The 23,535-nt window shown below is 65.8% G+C and carries 21 protein-coding genes; 8 read left to right on the top strand and 13 right to left on the bottom strand.

All coding sequences use genetic code 11. The features are described 5' to 3' along the window. Nucleotide 1 precedes the first annotated feature (1 nt). Genes xrtA through E7V67_028160 form a run of 9 tightly spaced genes read right to left on the bottom strand, consistent with a single transcriptional unit; the run spans nucleotide 2 to nucleotide 11,006 of the window. The gene (gene xrtA / locus E7V67_028200) at nucleotides 2–1,564 is read right to left on the bottom strand and encodes an exosortase A (GenBank protein ID WUR13519.1); all 1,563 of its coding nucleotides are present in this window, start codon (nucleotides 1,562–1,564) and stop codon (nucleotides 2–4) included. After that, nucleotides 1,561–2,817, bottom strand: coding sequence for a TIGR03087 family PEP-CTERM/XrtA system glycosyltransferase (locus tag E7V67_028195; protein WUR13518.1), 1,257 nt, complete (start codon nucleotides 2,815–2,817; stop codon nucleotides 1,561–1,563). The genes xrtA and E7V67_028195 overlap by 4 nt, the downstream gene beginning before the upstream one ends. A gap of 4 nt (nucleotides 2,818–2,821) precedes the next feature. After that, entirely contained in the window at nucleotides 2,822–3,925 is a 1,104-nt protein-coding gene (locus E7V67_028190; GenBank protein WUR13517.1) for a FemAB family PEP-CTERM system-associated protein, read from the bottom strand. Next, nucleotides 3,922–4,791 (bottom strand): DUF3473 domain-containing protein, encoded by an 870-nt coding sequence (locus E7V67_028185; GenBank protein WUR13516.1) that lies wholly within the window; start codon nucleotides 4,789–4,791, stop codon nucleotides 3,922–3,924. Before E7V67_028185 ends, E7V67_028190 begins: the two co-directional genes overlap by 4 nt. Nucleotides 4,792–4,802: 11 nt before the next feature. After that, complete coding sequence (wecB, locus tag E7V67_028180; GenBank protein WUR13515.1) at nucleotides 4,803–5,942, bottom strand: UDP-N-acetylglucosamine 2-epimerase (non-hydrolyzing); 1,140 nt, start codon at nucleotides 5,940–5,942, stop codon at nucleotides 4,803–4,805. Then, a complete protein-coding gene (locus E7V67_028175) occupies nucleotides 5,939–6,958 on the bottom strand; it encodes an XrtA-associated ATPase (GenBank protein ID WUR13514.1) in 1,020 nt (339 codons plus the stop codon). Before E7V67_028175 ends, wecB begins: the two co-directional genes overlap by 4 nt. Before the next feature lie 12 nt (nucleotides 6,959–6,970). Continuing rightward, nucleotides 6,971–8,530, bottom strand: coding sequence for a TIGR03016 family PEP-CTERM system-associated outer membrane protein (locus E7V67_028170; protein WUR13513.1), 1,560 nt, complete (start codon nucleotides 8,528–8,530; stop codon nucleotides 6,971–6,973). Beyond that, entirely contained in the window at nucleotides 8,523–9,464 is a 942-nt protein-coding gene (locus tag E7V67_028165; protein ID WUR13512.1) for an XrtA-associated tyrosine autokinase, read from the bottom strand. The genes E7V67_028170 and E7V67_028165 overlap by 8 nt, the downstream gene beginning before the upstream one ends. A gap of 24 nt (nucleotides 9,465–9,488) precedes the next feature. After that, nucleotides 9,489–11,006: a chain length-determining protein gene (locus E7V67_028160; protein ID WUR13511.1), complete on the bottom strand. Its 1,518-nt coding sequence runs from the start codon at nucleotides 11,004–11,006 to the stop codon at nucleotides 9,489–9,491. A 328-nt stretch (nucleotides 11,007–11,334) separates the two neighbouring features. Here E7V67_028160 and E7V67_028155 point away from each other — a divergent pair, with 328 nt between their 5' ends. From E7V67_028155 to E7V67_028125, 7 genes are all read left to right on the top strand, one after another. Beyond that, on the top strand, nucleotides 11,335–12,060 hold the full coding sequence (locus E7V67_028155) for a serine protease (GenBank protein ID WUR13510.1): 726 nt from the start codon (nucleotides 11,335–11,337) through the stop codon (nucleotides 12,058–12,060). A 117-nt stretch (nucleotides 12,061–12,177) separates the two neighbouring features. After that, nucleotides 12,178–12,810, top strand: a complete 633-nt coding sequence (locus E7V67_028150) for a polysaccharide export protein (protein ID WUR13509.1) — start codon at nucleotides 12,178–12,180, stop codon at nucleotides 12,808–12,810. Nucleotides 12,811–13,004: 194 nt separating this feature from the next. Beyond that, nucleotides 13,005–13,577 (top strand): hypothetical protein, encoded by a 573-nt coding sequence (locus tag E7V67_028145; protein ID WUR13508.1) that lies wholly within the window; start codon nucleotides 13,005–13,007, stop codon nucleotides 13,575–13,577. Next, on the top strand, nucleotides 13,577–13,810 hold the full coding sequence (locus E7V67_028140) for an HPr-rel-A system PqqD family peptide chaperone (protein WUR13507.1): 234 nt from the start codon (nucleotides 13,577–13,579) through the stop codon (nucleotides 13,808–13,810). Before E7V67_028145 ends, E7V67_028140 begins: the two co-directional genes overlap by 1 nt. Further along, nucleotides 13,804–14,721: an HprK-related kinase A gene (locus E7V67_028135; protein WUR13506.1), complete on the top strand. Its 918-nt coding sequence runs from the start codon at nucleotides 13,804–13,806 to the stop codon at nucleotides 14,719–14,721. Before E7V67_028140 ends, E7V67_028135 begins: the two co-directional genes overlap by 7 nt. Continuing rightward, nucleotides 14,718–15,812, top strand: a complete 1,095-nt coding sequence (locus tag E7V67_028130; GenBank protein ID WUR13505.1) for a nucleotidyltransferase family protein — start codon at nucleotides 14,718–14,720, stop codon at nucleotides 15,810–15,812. Before E7V67_028135 ends, E7V67_028130 begins: the two co-directional genes overlap by 4 nt. Before the next feature lie 108 nt (nucleotides 15,813–15,920). Continuing rightward, entirely contained in the window at nucleotides 15,921–16,760 is an 840-nt protein-coding gene (locus E7V67_028125) for a transglycosylase SLT domain-containing protein (protein ID WUR13504.1), read from the top strand. 3 nt (nucleotides 16,761–16,763) lie between these two features. On the opposite strand, the gene E7V67_028120 is transcribed toward E7V67_028125, so the two are convergent. After that, a complete protein-coding gene (locus E7V67_028120; protein ID WUR13503.1) occupies nucleotides 16,764–17,654 on the bottom strand; it encodes a PEP-CTERM sorting domain-containing protein in 891 nt (296 codons plus the stop codon). 361 nt (nucleotides 17,655–18,015) lie between these two features. Between E7V67_028120 and E7V67_028115 the strand changes: the two genes are divergently transcribed. Further along, a complete protein-coding gene (locus E7V67_028115; GenBank protein WUR13502.1) occupies nucleotides 18,016–18,858 on the top strand; it encodes a ThiF family adenylyltransferase in 843 nt (280 codons plus the stop codon). A 7-nt stretch (nucleotides 18,859–18,865) separates the two neighbouring features. Here E7V67_028115 and E7V67_028110 read toward each other — a convergent pair whose 3' ends face one another. From E7V67_028110 to prsT, 3 genes are all read right to left on the bottom strand, one after another. Then, nucleotides 18,866–19,681 (bottom strand): PEP-CTERM/exosortase system-associated acyltransferase, encoded by an 816-nt coding sequence (locus E7V67_028110; GenBank protein ID WUR13501.1) that lies wholly within the window; start codon nucleotides 19,679–19,681, stop codon nucleotides 18,866–18,868. A 37-nt stretch (nucleotides 19,682–19,718) separates the two neighbouring features. Next, nucleotides 19,719–20,558, bottom strand: a complete 840-nt coding sequence (locus E7V67_028105) for a PEP-CTERM/exosortase system-associated acyltransferase (GenBank protein WUR13500.1) — start codon at nucleotides 20,556–20,558, stop codon at nucleotides 19,719–19,721. Between the two features lie 156 nt (nucleotides 20,559–20,714). Beyond that, nucleotides 20,715–23,474 (bottom strand): PEP-CTERM system TPR-repeat protein PrsT, encoded by a 2,760-nt coding sequence (gene prsT, locus E7V67_028100; protein WUR13499.1) that lies wholly within the window; start codon nucleotides 23,472–23,474, stop codon nucleotides 20,715–20,717. Nucleotides 23,475–23,535: the final 61 nt, after the last annotated feature.

Genomic DNA, 23,535 nt, shown 5'->3' with positions numbered 1-23,535 from the left:
TTTACTGCCTGCGGTTGGCGGCCAGCGCCGCGTCGAGCGCGCCCAGTTCGGACTGCAGGAACGCGCGCAGCGCGGGCCGCGCCGTGGCCGGGTCTTCGTCATACGGCGCGAACACCATGACGGAGGCGCCGTCGTCGCTGCCCGTCGTGAATTTCTGCTTCACCTGCAGCGCCTTGCCGACATAGTTACTGGCCGTGGTGGCGCCGCCGATCCAGTACCACTGCCAGACCACGAAGCGGCCATCGGCGCCCGTCACGGTGCTCTCGCGCACCTGCAGCGTGTTGCCATGGATGCGCTCGGCCCGCACGGCACTCGACGTTTCGTGCCACGGCGTGTGTGCTGCCGTCAGCCGGTTGGTGGAACTGATCAGGCGTTCCGGCCCGCCGTCGCGGTAGTAGCGTACGGCCACGCCGACGGTGGCAGCGCCCACGTCGTAGTACTTATCGACGCTCGCGCTGGCGGGCGCATAAGCCGGCGTCCAGGCCGTGAATGGTGGCGTGACAGGCGCCTTGGCCTGGTAGCTCGCCAGGTTGGCCGGTACCGGGGCGGCGTTGCCGCGGTCCAGGTACCAGCCGTACGCGGACCAGACGCCGATGCACGCGGCCACGCCGCAGGCGGCGGCGGCCACGCGCGCGGCCGAAGCGGAGCGCGTGCCCGGCGGCGCGTAGCGCGCGGATGGCTCGGCCTTGCGGTCCTCGCGCCAGAAGCTGCCGACCCAGAACAGCAGCAGCATCACAACGCCGAAGAACACCCAACCGTAGATCAGGTGGTCGACGCCGACCGCCATCGTCATGCCGCTGGTATGACCGATCATGACGATCATGTAAGCGCGCAGGCCATTGGCCAGCACGGGCAGCGCCAGCGCCACCAGCGCGAACACGAGGCGGCGCCACGTGCTGCGGTAAGTCAGGTAGGCGTACAGGCAGCCCAGGGTGAACGACGAGATCAGGTAGCGCAGCCCGCTGCATGCCTCCACGACCGACCAGTCGCCGGTGGGAATGCTGAAGTTGTTCCCCTCGCGCAGCACGGGAATGCCGGTCGCGCGCAGCGCATCCACCGTGAAGCTGGCGGTAATCTGGATCAGCGGATCGATCAGGCCTTCGCCGACCGGCACGCCGAACAGGATGAACGCCAGCGGGAACGCGATCGCCCGCACGACCGCGATGCCGGCTACCGCCAGCACCGCCAGCGGGATCATGGCGGCAAACGCGTACTGCCGCACGATCGCCACGTCGCCCAGCAATCCCAACATCCAGGCCGCGCCGCACAAGGCCAGCGCGGCCAGCGCGGGCAGGAAGGGCCGCACCGGCAGCTGCGCCAGCACCGCGCGCCGCTGCCAGATCAGCCAGATACTGATCGGCAGGATCACGTAGCCATGCGCGAACGTGGCCGAGCGCTCCCAGATGGCCGCGATCGACGCCGCCGTGCCGAAGTACAGGACGAATGGCAGCAGCGCCGCCGCCCCGACGGCCAGCCAACGTGCCTTGCCGGCTCCCTGGACATCACGAGCCGGCGCCGGGGCGGGCGCGCTATCGACGGCAACGGCGCTGGTCAGTGTGTTCATGCCTGGTTCCAGGTCGGAAGAACGGGGCCGGCGGCGGCCGGGGCGGTACTGCCGTGACGATTCGACGGCGCTTCCAGCAATGCATCCAGCGCCGCCAGCCGGGCATCCCAGCCGTAGGCCGCTTCGACGCGGGCGCGCGCGGCCTCGCCGATGGCGCCGGTTCGCGCCAGTTGCGCGACGACGGCGTCGGCAAAGTCGACTGCATGTTCGGCCACGACCACGTCGCGGCCCGGCTGCGCGTCGATGCCTTCCAGCGCCTGCGGCGTCAGCACGACGGTCTTGGCCATCGCCATCGCCTCCAGCACCTTGTTCTGGATGCCGCGCGCCACCCGCAGCGGCGCCACCGACAAGGCGGCATGCGCGACGTAGGGCCGCACGTCCGGCACGGTGCCGGTGACGGTCACGCCGGGCAGCGCGGCCAGCGCCTGCACTTCCGGCGCCGGGCGGGCGCCGACGATGACGAAGCGCGCGCCCGGCACCCGTGCCAGCACGACGGGCAGCACCTCGCGCGCGAACCATTGCACCGCATCGATGTTGGGCCAGTAATCCATCGCGCCGCAGAACACCAGCACCTGGTCGCCGTCGGCATACGGATTTTGATAAACGCCGTCCGCCGCGAAGTAGCCGGTATCGACACCGTTGCCGAACCAGCCGATGTGCGCGGCGCTTTCCGGTGCCAGGGAACGGAACAGCTCTGCTTCCGGCTGCGAAACGAACAGCGCCGCATCGCTGCACGCGGCCACCTTGCGCTCGTAGCGCAGCAGCCGGCTGGCTTCCCAGGCATACGGCAGGTTGACTGGCCAGGGCTTCTGCTGCGCATACTGGCGCCATTTTTCGGAATCGACGTCGCACAGGTCGACGATGCGGCGCGCCTGCTCGTAAGGCTGGGCGTACTGCGCCATCGGCGACGAGAACACGACGATGCGCTCGATGGGCCGGTCGCGCATGGTCTGGCACACCCATTTTCGGGTGCCGCGGTCGCTGTAGTAGTCCAGCGACAGCGCGCGATTGGCCAGCAGCGCGCGCAGGCTGCGCACACGCGCCATGCGCGGGTTGAGCGGTGCGAAGTGGCTGGAGGCGCACAGCTTGCGCACGTGGTCGACGTATTGCCAGTCGTCCTTGTCGTCGACGAACGTGGCAAGATGCACCCGGTAGCGCCGCGCCAGATGCCGCAGCAGATGCCACGAGCGGATCTTGTCGCCCTTGTTCGGCGGGTACGGGATGCGATGCACCAGCAGCAGCAGGTCGTCCACGGTATTACCCCAGATCCTTGACGATGTACGGCCCGAGCGCGTTGGCCAGCGCCAGCGGCATCTTCTGCCACACGCGGATGAACAGCTGGTATTTCGGGTTCAGTGGATTGACGTCCGGGATCGACTCCGCCTTGATCAGGTGGTATTCGTACGGCAGCGGCTGCGCCTCGAAACCCCAGTTCTTCTTGAAGTCGAATGCGCCGGTGCCGCGCTTGCTGCGACCGAAGTCGAACACGCGACAGCCGCGCGCCGCGGCCGCCTGCATCAGGTTCCAGTACATGAAGTCGTTGCCGGCCACTTCGCGCGCCACCGGCATGCCGCCGCCGTAGTACGGCAGCACCTCGTCGCGGAAGAAGAAACTGAGCACGCCGGCGACGATCTCGCGCTCGCGCACGATCACGCGCACCTCGCAGTCGGGGCCGAACACTTCCTTCAGCAGCGCGAAGTATTTTTTCGGGAATACCGGCGTTCCGAGGCGATGCACGCTGTGCGCATAGGCCGTGAAGAAGCGCTCGACGTTGTCGTCCACCTCCCCCGCCAGACCGCACTTGATGCCCTTGCGGACCATTGCGCGCTGCTTGCGCGGAATGGCGTTCAAGTTCGCTTCGTCGTCCGCCACGATCGCCTTGCGGAACGTGACGTATAAATCCTTGCCCTGCCAGGCCGGTTCGCCCGGGTGCGCGGGGCTGTAGTTGCGGTATTCCAGGTGTCCCACGCCCAGGCTGCGTGCCAGCGCCAGCGCCGCGTCGTCGAGCTGGCCGCGCGCCGCGTCGGAATCGGCCGCCACGCCGCCGTACACGCAGAACGGCAGCGCGATCAGGGAATGGCCGAACAGCCGGCTCTTGATCTGCGCCAGGGGCAGCACGCCGCGGATCACGCCGTCCTGCTCGGCGAGGTAAAACCAGGTCCGATGGCCGAAGGCGCCTTCGATCACGCGCTGCCAGCCGGCGCGGTGGAAGAAGGTCGCCTGGGGGCAGGCCTGCACGAATGCGTCCCAGCGGGCACGGTCGACCGCGTCGTCGCGCAGCAGCCTTACCGTGACAGGGCCGGGTTGCGGCATCGCGGTCGTCTGCGCGCGTTGCATCGCCGATTCGATGATGGCATTCATGGCCGCCCCAGGAAGATGCGATCCATCCGGTCCCAGGCGAAGTCGCGCGTCAGCGCGCGGATGCGCTGCTCCATGCGGCCCAGATTGACGTAATGGCGGAAGCGGCTTTTCAGGCCGATGCCCTGCGGACGCGGCTGACCGGGGTCCAGTTCCCACGGGTGAAAATAAAAGATGGTGGGCTGGCCGTCGTCATGGTTCACGCGCCGCATCAGGGAGCGCGACAGCGCGTATGGCAACAGGCGGAAGTAGCCGCCGCCGCCCGCCGGCAGGTTGCGCTCGAACAGGCGCACCGTGGTGATCGGGATCTCCAGCAGGCCGTCGGTGCCGTGCGGGTAGAACGGGAAGCGTGGCGCGTCCGGCATGCCGTAGTGGTCGTGCGCGATCGGGTAGATGCTGGAGCTGTACTGGTAGCCGGCATCGTGCAGCGACGTCAGCGCCCACAGGTTGACGGGGCCAATCGAGAAGCTGGGGGCGCGGTAGCCCAGCACGCGCTGGCCGCCGATGTCCTCCAGGATCGCCTTGCTGCGCACGATGTCGTCCATGAACTCGGCGCGGGTCTGGTCGGTGGCGCGCAGGTGGCCATAACCGTGGCTGGCCAGCTCGTGGCCGGCGGCGACGATGCGCCGCACCAGCGCCGGATAGCGCTCGGCGATCCAGCCCAGGGTGAAGAAGGTCGCCTTGGCGCCGCCCTCGTCGAGGATCGCCAGGATGCGGTCGACATTCGCCTCGACGCGGCACTCGCGCAGCGGCCAGCTGTCGCGGGCGATCTGCGGCGCGAACGCCGAGACCTGGAAATAATCCTCGACGTCGATCGTCATCGCGTTGCGGATCGTCTGCGCTGCCAGATGCGGCACGGGCCCGTTCATGGTCGCTCCTTTTAGTCGCGCGGCAGCCAGTCGTTGACGATGGCGGCGATGCGCTCGGCGGCGCGGCCGTCCCAGAAGTGCGGCACCCGGCCGGCCTTGCCGCCGCCCGTCATGACTTCCTCGTACGCGGCCAGGATGCGTGCCGGCTCGTTGCCGGCGATCGTGTTGGTGCCCTCGTCCACCGTGATCGGGCGCTCGGTGTTGTGGCGCAGCGTGATGCAGGGCGTGCCCAGCGCGGTCGTCTCTTCCTGGATGCCGCCGGAATCGGTCAACACCACTTTCGCATCCTGCATCAGGCCCAGCATCTCCAGGTAGCCCTGCGGCGGCAGCAGCATCTGCGGCCGGTCCAGCAGGTGGGCCAGGCCGAAACGCTCGATGGTCGCGCGCGTGCGCGGATGCAGCGGGAAGATCACTGGCGTACGCAGGCTGATTTGCGCGGCCGTTTCCAGCAGCCTTTGCAGCATGGCGGCATCGTCGACGTTGGACGGCCGGTGCAGGGTCAGCACCGCGTAGCCGTTGTCGGCAAAGCCGGTACGCCCGGCGTCCGCCGCGATGCGCGCGGCCGGCACGGCGCGCGGCAGGTTCAGGCGCAGCGTGTCGATCATGACGTTGCCGACGAAGTGGATGCGCTCGTCCGCGATGCCTTCCTTGAGCAGGTTGGCGCGGCCGCTTTCCTCGGTCGTGAACAACAGGTCGGACAATTGGTCCGTCAGCACGCGGTTGATTTCCTCCGGCATGGCGCGATCGAAGCTGCGCAGGCCCGCTTCCACGTGGATGACGGGCACGCCCTTCTTGGCCGCCACCAGCGCGCAGGCGATGGTCGAGTTGACGTCGCCGACGACCAGCACGGCGGCCGGTGCCACCTCGTCCAGCGCCGGCTCGAAGCGGCGCATCACCTCGGCCGTCTGCTGCGCGTGGCTGCCGCTGCCCACTTCCAGGTTGATGTCCGGATCGGGAATGCCCAGCGCCTGGAAGTACTGGTGGTTCATCGCCACGTCGTAGTGCTGGCCCGTGTGCACCAGTTTGGGCTCGACGCGCGGACCCAGCGCGGACAGCGCGGCCATGATGGGCGCCATCTTCATGAAGTTCGGCCGTGCGCCGACGACGCACAGGATGCGGTGAACCTTGTTGTCTGGTGAGGTCATGGTCATTCGTGGCTGTCGATGGGTTGAGTGGCAGGCGTGCGCACGATCTTCTTCAGGATCGACAGGACCGAGCCCATCGATTTCTCCAGCCGCAGCATGCGCTCGTCCAGCACGGACGGATACTGGTTATCGAACACCGCATGCTCGGGATCGACGCCGTCACTGGCGCCGGCGAACGGCACGGCCGCAGCGGCGGCGGGCGGCGGCTGGAATTCCTGGTCGATGTCGCGGATGACGGTCTCGATGTCGGCCTCGCCGAACGCATGCATCTCCTCCAGGAAGCCCATCAGCAGCAGACGGTCGCACAGGTGGTTGGTCTTGCGCGGAATGCCTCCCGTGAACTGGTAGATCGCCGCGTGCGCCGCCGGTGTGAACGACGGGTCGCCCTTCCAGCCGACCGTCAGCAGGCGGTGTTCGATATAGGCCTGGGTTTCCAGCGCGTCCATCGGCCCCAGGTGGTAGGTGGCGATGACGCGCTGGCGCAACTGCTGCATGCCGGGGCTGTGCAGTGTCGCGCGGAACTCTGGCTGCCCCAGCAGGAAGGTCTGCAACAGCGATTTGTCATCGGTCTGGAAGTTGGACAGCATGCGCAATTCTTCCACCACCCGCGGCGTCAGGTTCTGCGCTTCGTCAACCACCAGCAGCGCCCGCTTGCCCTGCTGGTCGCAGGAACGCAGGAATGCCTCCAGCCGCGCCAGCAAGGTGGTTTTGCTGGCACTTTCCTCGAACGGCAGGCCGAAGCCGGCCACGACGCCGCGCAGGATGTCGTCCGCATCCACGTGGGTGTTGACGATGTGGGCCGCCACGATGCGGTCGGATTGCAGCTGGCGGAACAGGTGGCGTACCAAGGTGGTCTTGCCGGCGCCGATCTCGCCGGTGATGACGATGAACCCCTCGCCTTGCGACAGGCCGTACTCCAGGTAGGCCATGGCGCGCTTGTGCCCCTTGCTGCCGAAGAAGAAGTGGGGGTCGGGGCGCAGTCGGAAGGGCTTGTCGCTCAGCCCGTAGTAACTCTCATACATGGGACGTTCCGCTTAAAACTTCATCGAAAGAGATGCCGCCACGGCATTCTCGCTATACGAGCTGCCTTCCAGCGCCAGGCCGCCATGGTTGCGCCGCACTTCCAGCGAGCCGGACAGGTTGGACTGGAAGCTGCGCGACACCATGGCGCGCAGCTGCCGGTTGGTCTCGCCCAGGCCCAGCTTGCTGGACGTGGTTTTCGCCACGTTGGCCGACAGGCTGGCGCTGGTGCGCGAATTGAGGCGGTAGTCCAGCATCAGGGCGCCGCCCGTCTGGCTGGTGTTGTCGTTCAGGTTCTGCTGGCTGCTGCCCAGCAGCGAGCTGTCGTACTGCACCAGCGACAGCGCCTCGCGCCGCGTACGGAACAGCGTGAACAGGGCGGTCGTGCGCGCCGAGCGCCACGCCATCGACGCGTTCAGCTGGCGCTGCAGGACATGGCGGTTGCTGAAGTAGTTGACGCTGTCCGGCAGCGAGCGCGGCAGGTTGAACGCGCGAATGTACGCTTCCACCACCAGCGCGCGCATCGCCGCATCCGGGTAGCTGGCACGGAACAGGCCATTGAGCATGTCCGCCGTGCTGACGGCCGACGGCAGCAGGAAGTTTTCCCGGCTGGTCGTCACGTTGTCGCTGTAGCCGATGTTCCATACCGTGCTGCGGCTGCGGTGCGTGGCGGCCAGAAAGTAGCTGTTGCCGTAATAGCGCTTGCCGGCGGACATTTGCAAGCTCGTGCGCGTGCTGGGATTCCAGGCGAAGCCGCCGGACCACGATGCGCCCTGCGTGCTGCCGCCCATGCCCGCGTAATCGAACTTGTCGTAGCCGCCGGTCGCCGTCAGGCTGAACGTCGGGGTCACCACATAGCGCAGCGACGCCAACGCCATGGTGCTGCTCGTGCCGGGTGCGATGCTGTCCTGCAGCCGCTGGCGGCGCAGGGTCAGGCCCCAGCCCACGGTACGGAAGGCCGGGCCGCTGGACAGGTTCAGGCTGGCCGTGTCGGACGTGCTGCGGCCGTAACCGGAGTCGTCGCTGTCCACCATGTCGTGCGCATAGCGCAGCTCGGCCGACGCGGTGGCACCGAAGCGGTGCACCAGGTAAGGCGACACCTGATAGGTGCGCACCTCGCTCCTGTTGTTGGTGCTGTACTCGCTGCCGCTGGCCACCGGCCCGAAGGCGGAGACGGGCTGCTGCGCGATGCCGGCCTGGGCATCGAAAAACAGCAGGTCGTCGATCAGCTTGCCCTTGGCTGTCGCGTTCAGCGCGCTGTTCATGCGGTCGGTGCCGGCCACCCGGCCATCCGAATAGTCATACACGTTCAGGCGGTAGGCGGCCGAGACCTGCAGCCGCGGCGTCTGGTTCGTCACCGCGATACCGGGCGTGATGGACGTGATGAACTGGCTGTCCTTCTGGCCGTCGCGCCGCAGGCTGACGTTGTCGGACCACGATTCGCGCAATTCGACCGTGGGCGAGACCTGCCATGCGGCGCGCGCGCCGGGTGCCAGCAGCAACGCCGCCACCGCCGGGCCAAGCAATGGCAACGCGGCGGCGGGGGCACAGCGCTGGCGGCGCCGATCAGCCATAGTGGTAGTCGTATTTGTTGCTGCTGCCCAGCTCACGGGACTTGTTGTAGATCAGGTTGACGTTGCTGCAGCCTTCCAGCTGGCGCATCGCTTCCTTGACGGCGTGCTGCGTGGTTTTTTCCGATTCCACCACGACGCCGATCTGCCCCATGTGGCTGGCCAGCACGCGCGCTTCGCTCGTCAGCAGCAGCGGCGGCGAGTCGAAGATGACGATCCGGTCCGGATAGCGGTGGGCGATCTCGTGTACCAGCGACGTCATGGCCTGGCTGGCCAGCAGCTCCGTCGCGCGCGGGTTCGACGTGCCGGCCGGCAGGATCGACAGCGTGTTGACGTTGGTGCGCAGCATGACCTCGGACATGTCCAGGTGCTCGTCCAGCAGGATGTCCATCAGGCCGCGCTGCGACGGCAGCCCCAGCGTGCGCAGCACGGACGGCCGCGCCACGTCGGCATCGACCAGCAGCACCGTGTGGTCCAGCTCCATCGCGATGCTCATCGCCAGGTTGATCGAGCAGAACGTTTTTCCCTCGCCCGGCAGCGAGCTGGTGATCATGATCAGGTTGCCGGGATTGCCGCCCGGCTTGCGTGGCGCGAAGGCGCGCTTGATCAGCGGGCGCTTGATGATGCGAAAATCTTCCACCAGGGACGTACGGCCGCCGGCTGCCGTCACCAGGCCGGCCTCGCTCATGCGCGCCAGGTCCAGCTCCACGGTGCGGCCGCGGCGGGCGGGCGGCGCCGGCTCGGCCGGCGGCGGCACCACGGGCGCGGCGGGCGCCGGCTGTGGCGCCGGTTCCATGACGGGAGCGGCGACGGGAGCGATGACGGGGGTGACGACTGGCATCACCTCGATGGCGACGTCGCCATCGGGCGCCACCGGCGTGAAGGTGACGGCGGGTTGCCGGGCCATGCGGCCGGCCGCTTTTTCAATGATGCTCACGGTGATCCCTGTACTTTCCCCGGCTCACGCTTGCCGGAACACGGTAAAAGCCAGCACGCCGCCATAGGCCGTGAACAGCGACGCCACGGCCACGCCGAACGCGTACAGCCGGCGCCGGCGACGCACTTTCTGCTGCTCCGTCCAGTTCATGCCGATGCTGCCCAGGATCGGCAGGCCCGTCGTCTCGCGCAGGCTGTGCTGGCTGAGGAAGGTGGGACGAATCTGGCTCAGCAGCAGCGCCGTGCCGAGGCCGGCCACCATGGCGACGGCCAGCACCAGCGAGTACAGGCGCGGCCGGTCCGGGCCGGCCGGCGTGCTGGGCACCGCCGGCGGGTCGATGACGCGGAACGTCATCATGTCGGTCGCCGTGGACAGGTCGCCGGACAGCTTGGCCGCCTCGCGCCGCTGCACCAGCTTCTCGTAGTTGTCCTTGTTGACGGCGTAGTCGCGGTTCAGCTGGGCCAGTTGCGCCTCCACTTCCGGGGCCTGGTTGCTTTGCGCCCGCATCGCCGCCAGCCGGCCGCTGTATTCACCCACGCGTGCCTTCAACGAGGCAATGCGCGCTTCCTCCACCGACAGCTGCACGTTCATCTGCTGCAACATCGGGCTGTAGTTGGCGCCCGGGTCGGTGCTGCGATTTTTCTTGGCCTCTTCCTTCTTGCGTGCTTCCAGCTGGCCGATCAGGCGCTTGGCCGAGACGATGTCTGGATGCTCTTCGGTAAATTGCAGGCGCAACTGGTCGAGCTGCTTCTGGATGGTGCTGATGCGCCCGTCGATCTCGGGGTTGACGATGGCTTTTTCGGCGGTTTCCGTGACCGGTGCCATGTCCTCGCCGGCGATCTGCCGCTTGATGGCGTTACGCGCCTGCTCAGCCTCCAGCAGCTCCAGCCGGGCCTGGTTTAATTTCTCGTTCAGTTCGCCATATGCCGACGTGTAATCGCTACCCTGGCGCGGCAGCATGCCCATGTGGCGGATCTTGAAATCCTTCAGCGCATTCTCGCCGGCGGCCAGCTTTTCCTCGTACATCCGGATCTGGTCGTCGATGAACTGCACGGCCTTTTCGGAGTCCTGCTTCTTGCCGCCGAAGCTGCCTTCGACAAAGATCGTCAGCAAGGACTGTACGATGTCCTTGCCCAGCTTGGGGTTCGGATTGCTGTAGGAGATCGTATAGATGTCGTCGCGCTCGGTGCCGATGACCTTGATGTCCTTCATCAGGTCATCGACGAGCTTTTCGTGCTCCTTGACGGAGCGGGTCTTGATGTCGAGGTCGACCATGCGGATCAGGCGCTCGACGTTCGGCCGGCTGATCAAGGTACGGCGCATGAATGTGACCTGCTGCTCCGTATTCGGCAGCGTCGTCATACTGGACAGCAATGGTTTCAGGATGCTCTGGGTATCGACATACACCCGCGCCGATGCCTGGTAGTCGTTCGGCATGCGATAGACGACGAACCAGCCCGTGATGGCAACCAGCCAGCTGATTGCCACCGCATACCAGCGGTACTTACCTATTGCCTTGAGGAAGGTCAAGAGCAATGCCATCAGTTCTGCCATCTTGTAAACTCGCCGTTAGGTAAGCTCTTCAGGACGTGAAACGGGACGACAGATGCCGGCCTGAATATTGCTTAAAATGCATCAAACGCAACTATCATACAGTAGAACCCGTTGCCGGTTGATATTAATTTTCTGTTTCTGTTGCAGACATGCCCACGTTACAAAGTTGTGACAGACAGTATTGAAGATTTCCGATTGCGAACAACCGCGGCGGTCTTTCCATTGAGCGCCGATCTGCTATCTTGAACCGATGAGCCGACTCTTCCGTATGTGCCGAGCGCTGCGCATTGGCGTCGCAACTTGCCTGACAGTTACATTGACCGGGCCGGTTGCGCAAGCCGCGCTGCCCGAAACGATCGCCGCCGTCAAGCCATCCGTCGTCGGCATCGGCACGATGCTGCGCACCCGCAGCCCGGCCATCGTCTTCGTGGCGACCGGGTTCGTGGTCGGTGACGGCCTCAGCGTGATCACCAATGCCCATGCCCTGCCCGACCTCGATGTCGCCAGCATGGAAGTGCTGGGCATCGTCATCGGTCACGGAAACCGGTTCGACTTCCGTCCCACGACCGTCGCCGCGGTCGACCGCGAGCACGACATCGCCCTGCTGCGCCTGTCCGGGACACCCCTGCCTCCGTTACGGCTGGATACGGCCGACAGCGCGGCGGAAGGCCAGGCACTGGCGTTCACCGGGTTCCCGCTGGGCATGGCGCTGGGCCTGACACCGGTCACCCACCGCGCCACGCTGTCCGCCATCACGCCCGTCATGCTGCCATCCGTCAGCGCGCGGCGGCTCGATGCGCGCGCCATCACGCAGTTGCAGCGCCAGCCCTTTGCCATCTTCCAGCTGGACGGAACCGCCTATCCGGGCAACAGCGGCAGTCCCGTCTACGATCCGGACAGCGGCCTCGTGTATGGCGTGCTCAACATGACGGCGCTGAAGGCCCAGAAGGAAGGCGCCCTCAGCAGCCCCAGCGGAATATCGTATGCCATCCCGGCGCGCTATGTGCAGCAGCTGTTGCAACAAAGTGCCATTACAAAATAAACACAATCCCGGGATTGCGGCCTGTTGCAACTCGTATAAAATAATCAGCTGACAATTACACAACAATAAGGTGGCGCGGGAAACCGTCGCGGCCGGAAGTGCCGTCCTGATCTGGAGATGCTCGTGAATCGACTGTACACGCTGGTCAAACGGCTCGCGCTCGGCGCGGCCATGCTGGGCGCCCTGGCGTTGTCCGGCTGCGCCTCGGCGCCGCCGCCGCTGGTCGATGCCGGCCCCATGACTCCCTCCGACTACTTGATCGGCCCCGGCGACAACGTCAACATCATCGTGTGGCGCAATCCGGAAGTGTCGCAAAGCGTGCCGGTACGGCCCGACGGCAAGATCACGACACCGCTGGTCGAAGACCTCGAAGCGGCCGGCAAGACACCGACGGCGCTGGCGCGCGACATCGAGAAGGCGCTGGCGAAATTCATTCAGCAGCCCGTCGTTACTGTCATCGTCACGGGCTTCACGGGCATCTACAGCGAACAGATCCGCGTGATCGGCCAGGCTGCGAGACCGCAGGCGTTGCCGTACCGGCGCGGCATGTCGCTGATGGACGTGCTGATCGCCGTGGGCGGTGTAACGGAATTCGCAGCCGGCAACAAGGCCACGGTGATCCGCACGGTGGACGGCAAGCAGCAGCAATTCCGCGTGCGCCTGAACGACCTGATCAAGGAAGGCGATATCTCGGCCAACGTGGCAATGCGCCCGGGTGACGTGCTGGTCGTGCCGGAGAGCTTCTTCTAGGGACTGTCGAAATTTCTTACAGCGCTTGCGCGGCATCAAGGCTCGCGCACCCACTGGTCTTACCTGCTTGTGATAAGTCATTGATTTGTAAAGTCAGCGCGGGACGTGGAAGATACGGGTACAGGATTTGCTTACTGTCCTTGTAGATTCCATGAAGGAAGCGCCCTCCTTCGCTCACTTTTAAGGAACCCGACGTGGCCACCGAACACCAGCCTGATGCCGACCCCGGGCCGACCGACCCGGCAACCCTGACGCCCCGCGGCGCGGCGCGGCGTCGCTTCACGCGCGCCGGCGTGGCGGCATCCGGCGTGCTGCTGACGCTGCAGAGCCAGCCCGGCATGGCAAGCGAGGTGTGCACCACGCCGTCCGGCTTCCTGTCCGGCGGCTTGCAGAGCTTCCGCGGTCCGAAACCCGTGTGTGGCGGCCGCAATGCGCGCTACTGGGCCAGCCACAGCTGGCCGACCGGCTGCAGCAAGGACGCCTTGTTTGCCCGGGTGTTCGCCTGCAATGCGACCGCGTCGAAAAGCTATGGCAGCGCGACCCAACTGGCCATCATCCAGGGCAAGTCGTGGGACACGAACAATATCGGCAAGCTGCTGATGGCCTGCTACCTGAACGTGCGTGCCGGCATCTCGACCTTCCAGACGGTGCCGATGCTGCAGAAGATCTGGTCCGAATACCAGAACAAGGGCTATTACACGCCGACCGCTGGCGTGCGCTGGAACGCCGCGCAGATCGCCAATTACCTGCAGCGCACGATGGAGTGATGGCCTTGCAGTGGCGTATCGTTCCTGGCCAGACGCTGCTGCACCGCGGCTGGGAGGACGGCTGCGTGCTCTACAACGATCTCTCCGGCGATACCCACTTGTTGACCGAGCATGCGATGCAGCTGCTGCTGGCCTTGCGCGACGGCGACATCGCGCCGGACGAACTGGCCGCGCCCGAGCTGGCCACCGTGCTGGAAACGCTGGCGGGGCTGGATCTGATCGAGCGATGCTGACGGTCGGTCAACTGTCCCGCGAGGAACTGGGCCGCCAGCTGGCCGGAGCCGGCCTGCGCCTGGGCACGGGCCGCTTCACGACGTGCCTGCGCTCTGCCATTCCCAGCGTGGCGGACGGCATCCACCTGCTGTATGCCGACTATCCGCTGCGGCCCGCCGATGGCTTCGCCGACTTTCACCTGCAATTGACCCGGCCACGCACCCTGCGCCGCTGGCTGGGGCCGCAAGTCACCTTGCTGTACGACGGCCGCTCGCTGTTCAAGCCGCTGCCGCTGGACCAGGCGTTTCCCATGTTCGAATGGGGCTTGAACTGGTGCGTATCGAGCCGTGCCAACCGCTACCTGATCGTGCACGCGGCCGTCATCGAAAAAGGTGGCCGTGCCGCGATCCTGCCGGCCCCGCCCGGCTCCGGCAAGAGCACTCTGTGTGCAGCCCTGGTCGGTCGCGCCGGCTGGCGCCTGCTGTCCGACGAGCTCACCCTGCTGCGCCTGGAGGACGGCCAGCTCGTGCCGTTGCCCCGGCCCATCAGCCTGAAGAACGGCTCGATCGACGTCATCCGGGCGTACCTGCCGGACAGCGTGATGAGCCATCCCGTCACGGACACCGTCAAGGGCACGGTCGCGCACGTCAGGGCGCCCGCCGCCAGCGTCGCGCGCGCAACGGAAACGGCACGCCCGGCCTGGGTCGTGTTTCCCCGCTACGAAGCAGGCGCGCCCTTGCAGGCGGTGCCGCTGGCCAAGGCCGAGACGTTCATGCAACTGGCCGGCAACTGCTTCAACTACAGCCTGCTGGGCGCCGACGGCTTCACGGCGCTGGCCGGGCTAGTGGAGCAGAGCGCCGGACTGCGCTTCAGCTACAGCGTGCTGGACGAGGCCCTGGCCTATTTCGACGCGCTGGCGGCATCCCGATGAGCACGCTGGCTCCGCTGCTGCTGCACGCCCTGCGCGCACCCGCCGCCACCGTGGCGCTGGGCGAGGCCGACTGGGACCTGCTGCTGCGCCAGGCTACCGCGGCCAACCTGCTGGCCACCCTCGGGTATATCCTGGAGGAACACGGCGTATTGGCGGGCATCCCCGCCCCGGCGCGCGAGCAATTGGCGTGGGCCCAGGTGCTGGCGCGGCGCCACCGCCAGGCCGTACGCTGGGAGATCCGGCTGGTACGGCAGGCATTGCGCGAGTCGGGTCTGCCGACGATCCTGCTGAAGGGCGCGGCCTATTGCGCGGCCGGCCTGCCGTCCGCCCAGGGCCGGCTGTTTTCCGACATCGACATCCTGGTACCGGAGGAGCGGCTGCCCGAAGCGGAAGCGGCGCTGATGCTGGCCGGCTGGGCCGGCACGCACCACGACGCCTACGACCAGCGCTACTACCGCGAGTGGATGCACGAGCTGCCGCCGATGCAGCACACGCGGCGCGAATCGATGATCGACGTGCATCACGCGATCCTGCCGCGCACGGCGGCGGCCCGGCCCGACTCGGCGCTGTTGCGCGCGGCGGCCGTGGCCGTGGCGGAGGACCCGACGCTGCGCGTGCTGGCCCCGGTGGACATGGTGCTGCACAGCGCCGTCCACCTGTTTACGGATGGCGAGTTCAACAACGGCCTGCGCGACCTGGTGGACCTGCAGCGGCTGCTGGCGCACTTCGGCGGCGACGCGCGTTTCTGGGCCCGGCTGGTGCCACGCGCGCACGAGCTGGAGCTGGCCCGGCCGCTGTTCTATGCGCTGCGCTACACGACCATGTTGCTGGGCACCGAAGTGCCGGCCGTCGTGGTTGCCGCGATCGCGCCAGCCGCGCCGCCCCGCTGGCAACTGCGCCTAATGGATGCGCTGTTGCGCCGCGCCCTGCTGCCCCGGCACGACAGTTGCGGCGACTGGTTCAGCGCCACAGCGCGCGGCCTGCTGTACCTGCGTGCCAACTGGTTGCGCATGCCGCCATTCTTGCTGGCCCGCCATCTGTTCCATAAAGCCTTTTTGTCCCCGCGCAAAGCCCGGCAAGAAGCCGCCTGAGCTGGCGAGAACGCTCACTACAATGAAACTGCCGGGCAGCCCCCGGCAGCTCGAAAGGTCGATGTCATGCGTCCCGTTGCCCATTTGCCCCGTATTGCGTTGCTGTGCATGGCATTGGCCGCCGTGCCGGCGCGGGCGCAAACCGCGGCGGACCTGATCGCCGATGCCGTGCAGTACGAACACGGCGAAGGCGTGCCGCGTGACTTGCACCGGGCCGTGGCGCTGTATTGCCGGGCAGCCGTGCTGGGTGCGGCCGACGCACAGTATGCGCTGGGCTGGATGGCCGCCAATGGCCGCGGCATGCCGCGCGACGACGGCGCCGCCTGGCGCCTGTTCGCGCTGGCCGCCGAGCAGGGCCACGCGCAGGCCGGCCATCTGCTGGCGTTGCTGCCGGCTCGGCCGGACGCCGTTCTGCCCGCCTGCCTGACGCCGCCGGCCGCCGTTGCGCCAGCCGCGCCGGACATCGGCCTGATCCCGCCGCCCGAACCGGCATATCCGGCCGGCAGCACGCCCGTGCGCCGGCTGGTCGACCGCCTGGCGCCGCAGTATGGTGTCGATCCGCGGCTGGCGATGGCCGTCATTGCCGTCGAGTCCGGTTTTCGGCCCGATGCGGTCTCGCCGCGCAACGCGCAGGGCCTGATGCAGCTGATTCCCGCCACCGCCCAGCGCTTTCGGGTGCGCAATTCCTTCGACCCGGAAGCGAACGTGCGCGGCGGCCTGGCCTACCTGCGCTGGCTGCTGATGCGCTTCAACGGGGAGGTGCAACTGGTCGCGGCCGCCTACAACGCAGGCGAAGGCGCGGTCGAGCGCCATGGCGGGGTGCCGCCTTATCGGGAGACGCAGGCTTACGTGCAGCGCATCGCGGCGCTGTATCGGCAGGCGTGGCATGCGCTGCCGGTGCCCAAAAAAAACGCCCGGCAAGCCGGGCGCTCTTCATTCGGCCAATGATGCTCAGGCCATGCGACGACGCAGCCCAGCCAGGCCAACCAGCCCCAGGCCCACCAGGGCCAGCGAGCCAGGTTCCGGTACGCGGATCGCGCGGATCGGGTCGTTGATGAAGCCGGTGAAGCAGGTGGCCGGATTGCCCGGGCTGCCCAGCACTTCTTCGTCGGTGCAAACGCCCGAGCCTTGCGAGGCGCCGTTCGTGCTCAGCGTGAACTTGCCGTCCAGGTCGTGACCGAACAGGCCGTTCGAATCCCACTGGGCCGCAGCGGTGCCACCGGTCACGTCAGCAAAGAACTGCCCCGTGCCGGCCGCCGGCAGCGTGGCGGAAGTGACGACCTGCACCAGCGTTGCCAGCGTTTCGTCGGCACCAGGGTTGATGCCGCCGGCCACATTGGTGGTCTGCTTGCCGGTGCCGAATTCCACGGTCAGGTAGGCCGGGCCCAGGCCGGACAGCAGCGAGTGCATGTTGTAGCCCGTGCGATCGCCCACTTGCGCGTTGAAATCGCTCGTCAGTTCCAGGATGTTGACGTTGCTGCGGTAGATATCCAGGTGGATCTTGCCGTCGCCGGCGCCGCCGGTTGCGCCGACGTTGTACAGGTCCAGCGAGCCCGTCGAGTTGTTGACGATGTTCTGGTCGGCGATACCGTAGATCATGTAGTACAGGTAGCTGCCGTCGCTGACGCCCATGTTCCAGGCCTGGCCACCGGTGCCGGTGATCTGCGTGATGCTGCCAACGCCCCAGGTCGACTCGTTGGTGCCGGCGAAGGTGTTGGCTTCGGTCGTCAAGCCCTGCAGCTTGATGTTCATATTCCCCGTCAGCGAATCCAGCGGCGTTGCGGAAGCGCTCAGCGCCGCGAGTCCGAGAGATGCTGCCAGAATCATTTTTTTGATAGACATTGTCGATCTCCAATCGTTGAGTGGCGCTTCGTTTGTGTAGCGTCTGCTTCGTTAAAGCAATCGCTATGCCAGTCACTGTTCAATCAGAAATTTCCTATCCAAATCAAAGACATGTTTAACGCTGACCAGCTGCCCATTGTTTGCGCCGGCGCAGGGTGTAAAGTTTTCCGACACCCTACGCAACGGGGGTGTTGCTGTGAATTATGATTTATTACAATGGAGAGAGTTCAGTGGCCAAAACAAGTGCATTACGCCATTGAAGCCACACTTGTGGGAATTCTCCGAATATGGACTGTAAAGATTGCCGACAAATTTCTCGGAATGCTTTATTCTAGGAAAAAATAGACCAGGAGGAGATCCGATGGCTACGGCATTTAATTACGACACCTTTGTAACCCGCAACGAAGGATATGTCAGCCCAGCAACCCAGGCACGCATCCGCGAGACGAGTTTATTGATTGCAGGGAATGGATTGGGCAGCTCGACGGCCATTTGCGCGGCGCGCATGGGCTTTCGCAAGTTCGTGCTGATCGACGGCGACACGGTCGACGCGCACAACCTGAACCGCCAGTTCTTCGACTTCGACGATATCGGCACCCCCAAGGCGGAGGCGCTGAAAAAGCACATCCTGCGCATCAATCCGGAAGCGGAAGTCGAGGCGATCGTCGCCAACCTCGACAAGGCCAATGCGGCCGAGCTGGTCGGCAAGGTCGACATCATCTTCGACACGATCGATTTCCTCGACCTGGAAGCCATCCTCAGCCTGCACACGGCCGCGAAGGGGCTGCAGCGCCCGATCTTCACGGCGCTGTCGATCGGCCAGGGGGCCGGCGTGCTGTATTTCCCGGCCGACGCCAGCGGCTCGCTGACGGAAATCATCGCGCACGACGTGGCGCAGGCGACGACGGAAGGCGACGCCAGCTACTCGAACGTGTTCGGCAAGATCATGGCCCGGATCGGGGCGCACCTGGACCCCCAAGTGGTGGAACAGGTGCGCCGGGCGCTGACGATCATGGAAGACGGCCGGCCCTGCCCCGCCTCCCAGCTGGCCGTCGGCAGCTTTACGGTGGCCGCGCTGGCCGTGTCGATGATGACGGACCTGCTGGCCGGGCTGCCCGTGCCGCAGTCGCCGCACATCGTCGTGCACAGCTTCCGCAACCACGTGACCAAGCTGATCGATATCAGCAAAGATGTGCCGGCCTGAGCACGGCTTACACCGTTCGCACGAACGGCTTTTCCATGAACCAGGCCGCCAGCGCCGGGTTGGCCTCGGTCAGCCGGCGCTCCAGTGCCCGCAAATCCAGCAAGCACGGCGTGACGGCGCCGTAATAGTCGCTTTGCGGACCGATGGCCTGGAAGGCAAAGCCCAGCCGTTGCAAAGAGCGGGCCAGCGAGCGCTCCATCGCCGCATACCAGTAGCGGATGCCGCTTTGCAGGCTGTGCCGGTACATCTCGCGATACAGGCCGAACAGCAGCATCGGCGAATCGCGTTCCTCGCCCCGGCGGTCTTCGCCGCTGCGCCAGTGCTCGTTGCCGGGCCGGCTGGGCGGCGCGTCCGTCCCGCGGCCGGGCACGCCCTGCAGCGAGTCGGCGCGACGGCGGCGGTGCCCCTTGCGCACGACCAGCCGCGAGATCTCGGCCGATTCCTCGGCCGGCGGCAGTTGGTAACCCTCGAATGGCTGGCAATGCCGCTGGAACGGGTAGCAGTCACCGTTCTTCGGCTGGACCAGGCGCACGGCGCCCACCAGGCGGTCCTCGGCCGTATAGGCCGCGAAATGCGTGGCCTGGCCGTCGTAATGGTCATGCTCGAGCCCTTCCCCGTACGCATCCGGGTGCAGGAATGCACACTCGAGGCAGTACACCTCATAGCGCAGCCGCGAGATATCGGGCGGCACGCCGTTCAGGGCGCCGCCGCAATAGGTGCGAAATACCTGCGGGGCATGGGAAAAATCAAAGCTGGTCGGGGTGGCGCTGCGGGGCTCTGGGGAGCGAACCGGCAGACGCGACAAATTTTGGGTGGCTATCATTCCTCACTCTTCAGGCGATGTGCCCCTCGAGGTCTGCTTATTTCCCCCGAGGCGCACCGATCAACGTACTGACGACCAGGGTTTTCATCTTGACCCACAGCGGAATCGGCTCGTCGTCAAACCACGCGGCCAAAAAAGGATTCTCACTGTGCAACCTGGCGCTCAGCTCATCCAGGTCGACGATATGGGGCGTTACTGGCCCGTAATAATCTGTCGCCGGCCCGATGGGCACAAACTTGAAGCCCATCCTGTCCAGGGACCGGGCCAGCGAGCGTTCCATGGCTGCATACCAGTAACGGATACCGTTACGGCGACTGTGCCGGTACATTTCCTTGTACAGGCCCAGTAGTAGCAGTGGACTGTTGCCGCGCTGCTCGCGTAAGCGCGGCGATGGCGTGGCGCTGCCTCCTTGCACGAACTCCCTGGATACCCCTTCCATGGAATCGCCGCGGCGGCGCCGGTACGTCTTACGAACCACCAAGCGGGAAATCTCCCCAGCTTTCTCGCGTGGTGGAAAGCGAAAATCATCAAAGACCGTGCAGTGGCTTTCGAACGGATACAGCATGTGTTCGGCCGGCTGCACGAGGCGGACAGTTCCTATGATCTCGCGTTCGTCATTAAAAGCAGCAAAGTGAGCAGAGTAGCGATCGTACTCGTCTGTTTCGAGTTGATCTTTGTATTCTTCACAGTCAAGAAAGTTACGTTCCACACAGTACACCTCATACCGCAGGCGTTGTATCTGGCGCATCAGCTCACCCTCGTACTCATCGGCGGGAACCTGGACAAACTGAAAATACGGAATCAGAATGTCGCGTTTGCCGAGCAGCCGGTCGGTGAGCAATCGGAATGAGCTGTAGCGGCTTGCCGAATGCACCATGTGGGCGTTTCTTTCACGCTTTAGTGAAGACAATATTGCAGAGATTAACCTATTTTTAAGTAAAAATCTGCTAAAAAATGTTATACCTTGAAAATATCTGATTTCCTACGATACACGGAAATTGCCTAATCGCAGTTTGATTTTCCGCAATATCAATCAAAGTAGTTTCATTAAAGAACGAGCTTCTTCCTGTTGGGCATTGAATTTACCCTTCGTTAAATACTCGAGTTCCTTGCGCGCGTTGGTTTTATCCCCGGCCTTATGAAAGCCCTGGGCCAGATGCAGGCGGATATCGCCCGCGTCCGGCGCCAGCTTGGCCGCCTCCTGCAGCAGCGGCAAGCCGCGGGCGGTGTTGCCCTGCTCCACCAGCAGCCAGCCCAAGGTATCCATCACCATCGGATTCTTGCCGGCCAGCTGGTAGGCTTTCTCGGCCGTCGGCAATGCGCGCGCGTCTTTTTCCTGCTGGTAGGCCCAGGCCAGGTTGTTCAGGGCCACCAGGTTGTCCGGCACCTTCTTCAGCACCGCTTCCAATTCCGTGATCGCCTGCCGGTATTGCTTCGCGGCGATATGGTTTTCGGCCGCGAACATGGCCGACAGCGGCTCGTCCGGGTGCCGGCGGCGCCATTCGGCCACGCGGCGGTCGGCCTCGGCCGACTTGCCGCCCGCTTGCAAGGCCTTGCCCACCTTCATCAACATGGTGGCGGTCGGCGCAATGGCAAAGGCCGCCTCATACGGCTTCAGCGCCTGGGCCGGCTTGTTTTGCTGCATCCACAGATCGCCTTCCAGCAGCTGCCCAACGGGCGATTGCGGGAAACGCTGCTGGACCTGGCGCACGGTGGCCAGCGCCGCGTCGTAATTGCGCTGGCCGGCGGCCAGCTCGGCCTGGGCCAGGTAGGCCTGCATGAAGCCGGGCTCGACGGCGATAGCCTTCTTCAGCGCTTCGCCGGCGGCGGCCGGGTTCTTGCGCTGCATCTCCGCCGTGGCCAGGCGCAGATGGGCCGCGCCCGACTTCGGTTCGACGCTGACCAGCTTGCTGAACGTCTCGATGGCGCCCGGCACATCCTTGTTGGCCAGCTGGGCCCGTCCTTGCACGTCCAGCAGCTGCGGATTGGCCGGATTGGCCAGCGCATGCTTGCCCAGCAAGGTCAGCGCCTTTTGCGGCGTGCCCAGGTTGACGTAGTGCTCACTCAACTTCAGCGCGGGTGCCAGCGCGTCCGGCTGGCCCGCCACGGCCTTTTCCAGCCAGGCGGTCGCCTTGGGCTTGTCGCCTTCGGTCAGCGCGATTTCCGCCAGCGCAGCCATGGCCTCGGCGTTCTTGTCGTCCTTCTGCAGGATGGTCTCGAAACGCTGCTTGGCGGCGGCCGGGTTCTTGTCCTGCAGGTCGAGCTGGGCCAGATTCGCGGCGGCGGGGAAATAGGTCGCGTCGGCGGCCAGGGCGGCGCCGAAGCTGGCGCGGGCCGCCTTGACGTCCTTCTTGCCCAGGTAGGCCCCACCTTTCAGGTTGTGCAGCACCGGCGAATTCGGATGGGCCTTTTCCAGCAGCGCGATGCTGGCCAAGGCCTTGTCGTAGTCGCCCGTGCTGGTCTGCACGCGCACCAGCGTGGCGCCGGCGTCGAGCGAGGCCGGCGCCAGCTTCATGGCCGTTTCCAGCTCGGCCGCGCCGCCGGCGCGGTCGCCCTGCGCCAGCTTGGCCAGGCCCAGCGCCACGTGCACGGAACCCCGTTTCGGATCCTGCGCGATAGCCTGTTCGAAATACTTGCTGGCCTTGGCAGGCTGCTGCAGCAGCATGGCCGCTTCGCCCGCCAGTTCGAGCACGGACGCGTCCGCCTTGCCGTCCTTCAGCACGGGTGCCAGGAACGTTTCGGCCTCGGCTGGCTGGCGCGCCTTCAACAGCGTGCTGACCAGCATCTTGCGCGCGTACACATTGGTCGGGTTCCATTCGACATATTTGCGCAGGTGTTTTTCGGCCTGCTCCAGCTGGCCCAGGTTCAGCGCCACGGCACCGGACAGCAGCACGCTGGGCATGTGGTTCGGCGCCGCCTGCATGACCTTCAGCAGGTTGGTCTGCGCATCCTTCATCTTGTCGCGCGAGAAGTCGAGCAGCGCCTGGTTATAGGCAATCAGGCCGCCGTTGGCGCCGTTCTGGCGGGCGGCGTCGATGTCGGCCTGCGCCGCGTCGTACTTGCCGGCGGCGATGTTCAGTTCGGCCTGCTCCAGGTGCGCCGTACGGTGTCCCGGTTTCAGCTTCAGCACCTGCTGGTAGGCGGCCATTGCCTCCTGCGGCTTGTTCTGCGCGCGCTGCAGGTCGCCCTTCAGCTGCCAGGCGTGGACGTTCTTGCCGTCCGCCGCGATGGCCCGGTCGACCAGCTGCTGGGCCAGCGTCCAGTCCTTCTGCATCGCGGCGTAGCGCGACAGCCCGGCCAGTGCGTCGGCGTGCCGGGCCTGTTTGGCCAGCGCGGCGTCGAAGGCGCCTTTCGCTTCCTCGCCCTTGCCCAGGCCCAGATAGGCACTGCCGCGCAGCGCCAGCACGTCGGCGGTCTGGGTCACCTTCTCGGTCGCGTCCAACAGGTCCTGGTACTTGCCCTGCTGGGCCAGCGCACGCGCCAGCACGGGCGTCGTCTTCGCTTCGTCGACCTTCAGCGCAATGGCGCGGCGCACTTCCTTGTCCGCCGTCAGCGGGTCGTCCATCTCCAGCGACAGCTGCGCCAGCAGCAGGCGCGCCTCGGCGTCGTCCGGGTTCTTTTCCAGGGCATTCTTGAGCTGGATGACGGCCGCCTTGTTGTCGCCCTTCTGCTGGTACTGCCTGGCCTCGGCCAGGAAGGACTCGGCCGAGTCGGACTTGCAGCCGGTCAGGGAAGCGGCCAGCAGCGCGGCGCTGGCGACGGCCGCGGCGGCCTGGGACAGTCGAATGGACATGGAATCACCCGTTAAAAAATTAACAATAAGATAGTGACATGCCGCGACGTGCGGATCAATA

The sequence above is a fragment of the [Empedobacter] haloabium genome, assembly GCA_008011715.2.
Lineage (GTDB): Bacteria > Pseudomonadota > Gammaproteobacteria > Burkholderiales > Burkholderiaceae_D > Rugamonas > Rugamonas haloabia.
The sequence above is the reverse complement of the archived record's forward strand: the minus strand, read 5'-3'. Positions and strand labels throughout refer to the sequence as shown.